The sequence below is a fragment of the Candidatus Frankia alpina genome, from assembly GCF_902806485.1.
Classification (GTDB): Bacteria; Actinomycetota; Actinomycetes; order Frankiales; family Frankiaceae; genus Frankia; species Frankia alpina.
Genome location: NZ_CADCWT010000216.1, coordinates 1 through 7,951 on the forward strand (window position 1 = coordinate 1; position 7,951 = coordinate 7,951).

The 7,951-nt window shown below is 67.2% G+C and carries 6 protein-coding genes; 3 read left to right on the forward strand and 3 right to left on the reverse strand.

Annotated elements, in window-relative coordinates:
- Positions 1-2,717: hypothetical protein (locus tag G6R25_RS18850; protein WP_163554033.1), on the reverse strand; the 2,717-nt coding region annotated here is incomplete at its 3' end.
- 343 nt (positions 2,718-3,060) lie between these two features.
- A complete protein-coding gene (locus G6R25_RS31920) occupies positions 3,061-3,552 on the reverse strand; it encodes a helix-turn-helix transcriptional regulator (RefSeq protein ID WP_473246917.1) in 492 nt (163 codons plus the stop codon).
- 215 nt (positions 3,553-3,767) lie between these two features.
- Between G6R25_RS31920 and G6R25_RS18855 the strand changes: the two genes are divergently transcribed.
- From G6R25_RS18855 to G6R25_RS18865, 3 genes are all read left to right on the forward strand, one after another.
- Entirely contained in the window at positions 3,768-4,154 is a 387-nt protein-coding gene (locus G6R25_RS18855; protein ID WP_136447555.1) for a hypothetical protein, read from the forward strand.
- 1,793 nt (positions 4,155-5,947) lie between these two features.
- Positions 5,948-6,649: a type IV secretory system conjugative DNA transfer family protein gene (locus G6R25_RS18860; protein ID WP_161982958.1), complete on the forward strand. Its 702-nt coding sequence runs from the start codon at positions 5,948-5,950 to the stop codon at positions 6,647-6,649.
- A 36-nt stretch (positions 6,650-6,685) separates the two neighbouring features.
- Entirely contained in the window at positions 6,686-7,546 is an 861-nt protein-coding gene (locus tag G6R25_RS18865; protein ID WP_136447552.1) for a hypothetical protein, read from the forward strand.
- 265 nt (positions 7,547-7,811) lie between these two features.
- Here the strand turns inward: G6R25_RS18865 and G6R25_RS30810 are convergent, their stop codons facing one another.
- Positions 7,812-7,937, reverse strand: coding sequence for an RICIN domain-containing protein (locus tag G6R25_RS30810; RefSeq protein ID WP_205447241.1), 126 nt, complete (start codon positions 7,935-7,937; stop codon positions 7,812-7,814).
- Positions 7,938-7,951: the final 14 nt, after the last annotated feature.

The following is a 7,951-nucleotide window of genomic DNA, read 5'->3' on the forward strand; positions in this document are numbered from 1 at the left end:
TGGACGGGCCGGCCGGTCCCGAGCGGCTGTGACGCGGCCGCGAGGTAGGCGCCGTTGATGTCGAAGGAGACGAAGAACTCCTGCTTACGCTCGTCGTCGGTGAGGGGCCGGTGCCACTCCTGGCGGGGCATGGCCCATGGGCAGTTGATGTCGCCGAGCCGTTCGTCTGGGGGCAGGCGGCGGGTGCCGCGGCCCTGGACTTGGCGGAACAGCCGCCAGCTGGTCCGCCCGGGGCCTTCTGCCCACACGAGTCCGGGGCCACCCGATCCGGGTTTCCCGTCTACGGGGAAGGCGGCGGTGATCCGGTCGGCAACCTCGCGGACGAACTCATCGGAGAGCACGTCCCATCCCCGTTTGACCAGCGTGGACCGCAGTGCGGCCAGGGACTTGTCGGTGTGCTCAGGTCCCCGCCAGACGGGCTCCGGTGTCTGCTCTGGCTCGACCTGCTCGGGAAGGGCCGCCTGGGCAGGCTCGGCCTGCTTTGGTTCGGGGATGGCGCAGGAAGCGTGCAGCGGCCCAACCCCATTCCACCAGTAGGCACCGTCCCCGGGCTCGCGCGCGCTGGCCATCCCCCCGCACGCGAGACACCGGGGATCGAATTCTGGCACCTGCGTGCCGAGCCTGCCCGGGGTGGTGGGCTCCGGCTCGGGCTCCTGGCCCCCGTCGCCGGGGCCGTTGTCGTCCTCGCCCGGGTCCGTGATGTCGTCGCCGAGCAGGCGCAGCAGATCGAACTTGAGCACGTCCTGATTGCACGTACCCTTGCCCTTCCAGACCTTCCCGCTCTCCGGTGCCGCACTCTTTGTGATGCCCTGCTCAACCAGGCGTCTGAGCAGGACGGCCGGTGTGTCGGAGATCCCGTGCCCGTCGCGTTCCCGGGCCCGCCGGGCTACGGTCCGCGCGACGTCGTCCCAGAGCGCTGCGCGCATCACGAGCATCGCGGGTGCGAACGGCGCGCGGCCGGGCGTGCCGGGTTCCTTGATGTGGACGGCTCCGAGTGGGTCTCCGCGTCCGGTGGTGAACCATTGGGTAGCCGGTCCGAACCCGTCCGCTGTCACCCGCGGCCCTTGGCGCCATCCGACGGCGGCGGGTCCGTAGCCGGGGATTGCCGTTGGGGGCATGGCCGCGCCGTCGTCGGCCCGTTCGGGTGTGGCTAGGTACCACGTGCCGTCGGTGAGCGCTTCGCGGAAGCGCCGGAGGAACAGCTTCACGGGGTCCCGTGCGGCCTGGGTGTTCCCGACGATGCCGCCGCGGCGCGCTTGAGCGTCCATCGCGGCGTGGATCTGCTCGGCTCCCCACGCCGTCCAGGAGTCCATGTCGGTGAGTCCGCCACGCTCCCCCGCCCAGGTGAGTAGGCGCCACCCGGCCAGCACGAACGTCGCGTTCTGGACGGCCCGGCCGTGCACGTTCGACGTGTCCCACCCGGACACCTGCTCTTCAGCCCACGCCACCGCGCGGCGTGGGATGTCCAGATCGGACAGGGTGTCCTGCACGATCCGCGCGTGAGCCCGCGAGAGCGCGCGTACGCCGGCCTGCATCTCCGTGAGCACGGCCAGGTCAACGGTACTTTCTGTCTTCAGCGCGAACCATCGGGCGACTCCGGAGACGTGCCGGTCTTCGTCGGGCAGGTCTTCCGCTGTCGCGAGCAGGCAGCACCGGGGGTAGCGCGACGGCATGAGCCCTGAACCGGTCCGGGTGGCCTTGACCCCGGAGTTCTGCTCCGCCATCGAGTCTGCAAGCCCCGACAGTTCGATCCACTGGCTGTGAACTTCCCCGTCGGTCAGCTCCTCCGCGAACGCGTCATCAACCAGCGCGGAGAGCCCGGCAAGAGGCCAGAGTGCGCGCTGCGCGCCGATCGCCGACGAGCCGCCGTTCTTCGCCCCATGGCGCAGCCGGACGGTGGCTGTAACCGGCTTGCCTTTGGCCGGCCGGTAGGTCGACGACTGTGCTCCGAGGACGAGCGCGGCCATGGCCGTCTTTCGCAGCCCAGACGTCCCGGCAAGCATGACGGCCAGGTGGCCAACGCCGGGGAGGGTGTCGGTTTCGGGAAGCCCAGCCCACGGTGCGTAGGCCAGGAGCGACACGAGGGTGATCCCGACCGCCGGATCGTCCGGGACGAGCGCGGGGAAGCGGAACAGTGCGAGCAGGTCCGCGGTGGCCTGCTCGTCCGTCGAGGGATCATCCAACCCGAGCAGGCGAACACCCTCCGTCTTCGCCTGCTCGGGCGGCAGTTCGCACCACGTCTCCTGGTCAACCCCACCCGAGACGAGCGCCGGCTTGCCCGGTCGGAGGAACGCCGGGGGCCGGCCGTCGCGGAGCAGGAGTCCGGGCACGCCGTACGCGAGCGTCGGGCCACCGTGGCCGCGGGCCCGAAGGGCCATGGCCTTGATCGCATCGGACACGGTCTCCACTCCCGTGCGACGGGTGGGCATGAACGCGCACGCGCCGGTCTGCTTCGGCCAGGTGGAGTTCCGGTCCCGCATGTCCTCGTCTGTGACGAGTACGGTCCGAGTGTCATCGGAGTTCGGCGGGGTGAACGTGACGTAGTAGATCGTGGCGACGATATCCCCGGGGGTAAATCCGGTTTCGACGTCACGGATTTCTAGTACACGCGAAACAGCGAAATGGCCCTCGGCTATCTGATACTCCCGCTCCTCCCCGCCGCGAGTCGTGACGACGGTGAGCCGCGCGGCGTACTGGCGGAACACCTTGCCGTTCAAGCTATACTCCGCGAACCCCCCGGATGTGTCGGAGACCGACCGGGGGCCGCGACCCTTGCCGACTGCACCGGAAGACTTGCCCTGCGTGCCTAGGCTCTGGCTCGGGGGGGTGTTCGCGGACGTACTCATTGGGCACCATGCGATCTTGCCGGTGCGACAGTACGATGTGAGTGCACGACGGCACTCCTCTCTTTGCTGGGGTGGAAGGTGTCTTGGGCCCGGATGTTCTGAGCGTCCGGGCCACGTGCGTTTTAGGGGCTTCTGGCGCGATCCCGCTCCCGCGAGGTGATGTTGGCGAGCCGACCTCTAGTCCGCCCGCAACGCTTCTTAACTGTCGGGCACCTCAAGGTCTGCGACCCGGGTCCGATTGATCATCTTCTTGGCTGCTGATCCCGGTCTGGCCCCAAACCCGCTTGCCGTGCGAGGTCGCGCGTGCGTCCGGCTTCGGGCGGTCCGCCATCCAGCGCTCAAAGGTTGACTTCCGCCACCGGGGGCGGGTCCGCACGGCAGCGTCATCTGGTGGCGGGAACCGATCTCGAGTCCGAAGGTCATAGATCGACTGTCGGTGGATGCCAGCCAGCGCAGCCATTTCTGGGATGCTCAACAGTGGATCATCGCTGGTGTCTGGAGCACGGCGCCCCGGTCCTGGCCGGGCCGCCATCCATGCACGAATAGTTGACAGGTGCCAGCGTGGGCGATCCGCAAGCATGATGTCTGCAGGCGGAAGGCGACCCGTTGCCCGATAGTGCGAGATCGTTCCTCGCGCAACACCCGCCAGCTTGGCTATCTCGGCAATACCGATCAGTGGATCATCGTCACGTTCACTACCTGCCATAGTCAGCGATACTACATCCTTGCATTGTCCAATGCAAGGATGTAGTATCGCTGGTACGCAAACAAATAAGCGACCCCGACTGGTGTTGAGATCACCGGTCGGAGCCTAACGGATCACCTGCAACTACAGGAGACCGCTATGGGTCATCTTTCCTTACCTGCGTGTGGATCTACACCGCAGGCTCCGTTCGTTACCGCCTGCCTGGGCGGTGCGGTATGAGTGCTCGCCGTCCGGGCCGGGTCACGGTCACGGTCGACCGTCCGGAAGAGATCTTCGATCCGGTGATCCTCGCTGCGCTGAAGGCGGGCCGTCGGGTGACCGCCGCCGAGGAGCTGGACATTCGCCGCCGGCACACTGCCGAGCTCACTGCCGGTCGTGCTGTCTGCTGCCGGGCGTGCGGGTTTCGGCTCGCCGCGCAGCACCAGGCTTGCCCGTCGGTCGTGTTGGTGGATTCCCGCAGTCTGCGGATCGGGCTGGCCGTGGTGCCGCTGGCGCTGCGGCGGCGGTGCACTCGCCGCCGGGGTCAGCTGGACGTGACGTCGGCGAGGCTGCTGTGTCCGGTCTGTGATGGTCAGGATGATCTGTTTGGTGGTGTGGCATGAGGTACCGGATCGAGACGCAGGAGTATCCGGACAGTCACACCGTTGACGGGGTGACTGCTCAGGTGACGCGCACTCGCCGTGTCGCGGTCCCTGTTCTCCCCCGGGACGTGGATGCTCTCGCCGTCCGCGCCGTTGTTGGTCTGGTTCTGGGGCTCACGCTGGTGTCGGTTGCGTGGTCGACGGTGTCGATCGCGTACCTGCTCCGCGGGTCGTGGGTGGCCTACCTTGCCGGTGCCGTGTTCGATCTGGCGTGGCTGGCCGTGCTTGGCATGGCCTATCTGGTCCGCTACCGGCCTGACCGTCGTCGGGTGGTGGGACCCCGTGTCGGGTGGGTGCTGCTGGCTGCCACGGTGGCTGCTATCGGCGTGGAGGGCTATCGGACAGGCGGTCTTGCTGTTGCCTGCATCGGCGCGTCCGTCAGCGTCGCAGCGAAAGCGCTGTGGTGGACGTTCGGACGGGCGACCCGTCCGGAACTGGCCGCTGCTGACGCGCAGTGGGTGGCAGCTCAACTCTCGCAGGCGTCCGCGCGGATGGCTGTTGCGGCGGTTCGCCGTCAGGCGGCCCGAGTGGAAGACCAGGCCGCAGCCCGACCGCTGGCCATGGAGGCGTCCCGCCGTCCCCCGGCCGGAACTGTGGTTCCGGTGGTCCCGTCAGGTTCGGAACTTGAGGTTCCGTCGGCTGGAACTAGTTCGGAACCTGAGGTTCCGTCGGCTGGAACTACGGACGGGAAGACCGGCCTCTACGTACCACCTGGCGACGTCCAAGTCGCAGCGTCTGCGTCGGCCTCGAGGAACTTCCCTTCTGTTCCCTCCCAGGTCAGAGCCGGTTCCAGACTGGTTCCGCGGAACCCTGAACCAGTCTCTGGAACCTCTACGGCCATGATCCGGGAACTGGTTGCGCGGGGAGTACGCGACGTGAACAAGATCGGGGAATTTCTGTCTGAGGCGGGGTTCCGGGTTCCGAGTGGCTCCTACGTCCGGCGGCTCGTCCGCGAGGGACGGACGGACACCGGAACGGGCCCATACCTGTAGATCACACCCTGGACCGTCGGGCCATCTAGACGCTCCGACGGTTCCACCTCTCCGCCTCTCTGGCTTGTCAACGGCGGTGCGTCCTGGGTCTTCCCGGGGCGCACCCTCGGAGCCCCCCTGCTCTTCCTTCCTGGTTGCGGGAGATCTCATGTACGTCGTGTTTCACGTTGCCCTGCTCCTGGGCGTAGCCCTCCTCCTTCCCCCCGTCGCCCGTCAGGCTGCGACCAGCGTTCGCCGGGCGGTGGGCGGGCATCGGATGGTATTGGCCGCTGGTACGAGCGCGATCCTCGCCGCGCATCCCAGCGCTACGGGTTTCCTGGCCCCGTCCGCCGGAGTTGCCGGCATCACCATACTTGTGATTCTTGTCACAGAGGCCCGGTGGTCCCGGTGACCGGGCCGCAGAAGACCCCGACGCGGGTTGTTGCCTGGCGGTGGACGACCGGCGCTCCCCTCGACGGCATGCTGCGTACGGATGCCACATGGCTGCACCCGGCAACTACGGTGGTGCATCCCTCCGGCCGTGCGTGCCGGTGGCAGCACCGGCCCCGCTGGCAGCGTGCCGCGCACCGCACTGGCGGTACCGCCCTGGTCCTGACGGAGGCCTACGGGCAGCTCGCACACCCGTTTCTTACTGACTTGCTGACTGCTACCGCTGTGGCTGGTGGGGCTGTTTACGTGGGCAACAGGGCCCATTGGCGGTGGACGTTGCGTCAGCACCGGCGTCGGCTTGTTCAGCCGTTGATGAGGTCGCTGTCGGGGCCGTTGCAGCTTCCGATCGGGGCGTCGGAGGACAAGTGGCTGGCCGTCCCGCGTAACCCGGCGAAGCAGGGAGCGATCACCCGGGTGAACCTGCCCGATCACTGGGCGGGTGAGGAGTACCAGCAGCTTGCCATCGCCCGCCTCGTCGACCGGTGGATCAAGGTCCCGATGGAGGTGTCCCGCATCCACCTCACCAGCGCGCCCAGGTTCATGGAGTTCACCCCCACACCGCAGCCCCCGGACGCGGCGTCCTGGAGGCCGTCCGAGGACCCGTACGTGATGCACGTCGGCGACGGCCCTGGGAAGACGCCGATCTACGCCCGGACCGAGACCGACGTCCCCCACCTCGCTGTGGTCGGCGGTTCCGGGAGCGGAAAAACCACCACACTAACCGTGCCCCTCGTCCATAGCCGCACATACGGCGCACTGGTCGACATCATCGACCTGAAGCGGATGAGCTTCACCGAGATCGGCGACGAGCACCCGAACGGGATCGCGGGGGATCCGAGTCGGCCGGCGCGGACCGTGTCCGGGGTGCGCATTCACACGCGCATTGAAGACGCGATCCGCGCCCTCGCCGAGTTCGTCGCCTCGGCCACCGCCATCGCACTCATGCAACAGGCCGGGATGTCGACGAAGCATCTCCCCGCCAGGGTTATGATCATCGACGAGTTCGGGTCGTTCGCCGGCGGCGCGAAACAATAGTGGGCCGGCCCCGGTGGGCAGAAAAAGCAGTCACCGGTGCCGTTCTGGCTGCACGTCGCGTTGATGCAGGGCCGCGCGCTGGAGCATCGCATCGTATTGGGCGTCCATCAGATGTCACTGACTCTGTTCGGCGGCTCCGACGCCCGGGACCTGTTCTCCGGCCGCATCCTGATCGGAACCTGCTCCGCCCAGAAATGGATCACCACCTACGGGCACGTCAAGAAGCCCGCATGGGACGCCAACGTCAAGGGACGTGGCACCTACGGTCCGCTCGGCGAGCGCCCAGAGCTGGTCCAAATCGCCTACATTCCGCAGGAAGAAGCGAACGTCCGGCTCCGGGAGCTGCCAGAGGCGCCCGAATGGTTCGACGCAGGACGCTGCGTCCCGTGGATCACCGAAGAGCACATCTGCGAGGTGGAAAGCTCCTACGGGGCCGGACGCTGGGTACCCGGATGGGGCCACCTGTTCGACGATGATGCCGACACCGACGGCGATGTTGAGCAGGCCGCCCACACTCTCGCGGCACTCACGGAAAGTGACCAGAGTGCGGGTGTAACGGACCATGTCACGGTCACGCTCGCGAAACTAACAGGGGACCCGTCCAGCGTCGATGACCGTAACACCCTAGGGAACGTAACGGAGGACGTCACGGTCGAACCTTGGCCACCGATCACCCTAGGTGACTGGCGGCCCGTCCCCGGCGAGACCCCGATGACGCTCCCCGAAGCATGCCGGACAGGAGTGATCCCGATGATACCCGGTGCCGCGAGGAAAGCCAGAATGACAGACTCCACCTTCCCGCCAGGCATCGGAGAAGGCAGGGACCAGCGCTACTACCCAACCTGGCTTCAGATCTGGCACGCGAACCGCCCATCAACCTTGAGGCAAACAGGATAGCCGGCAATCGAAAACCGGCTCACACGAAACCCCACCCCAGGCCCCCCGTTGCCTGGCGGTGGGGTTCCGTATACCCACGACCCCCAGGCGACCGGGGGGCGCCTCCGGTCACAGCGGCCGCCCACCCCCCGGCGCCACTCGCAGGCGGCCGGCCGCATCCTCGTCGCCACCGGCGACCGACGATGTCCACGTGGACATGTCCACGGACACCCACGGCCAGCCGCCCGCTACGGATTCACCTCAGTAGTGCTCCAGTTTTATTTAGTCACCGCAACATGGGCCTGATCCATTTCTGATTTTCTTGACGGTTACAGTCCCATAGCTGCAAAAGGGTCCCGTTGGCGGTCCCGTTGCTAGAAGCATCAAGACACCAACGAATCTGATGATCCATAATGGTGCCGTCCG

Coding starts and splice junctions, on each gene's coding strand:
- G6R25_RS31920 (WP_473246917.1), bottom strand. CDS start 3,552: ATGGCAGGTAGTGAACGTGACGATGATCCACTGATCGGTATTGCCGAG.
- G6R25_RS18855 (WP_136447555.1), top strand. CDS start 3,768: ATGAGTGCTCGCCGTCCGGGCCGGGTCACGGTCACGGTCGACCGTCCG.
- G6R25_RS30810 (WP_205447241.1), bottom strand. CDS start 7,937: ATGGATCATCAGATTCGTTGGTGTCTTGATGCTTCTAGCAACGGGACC.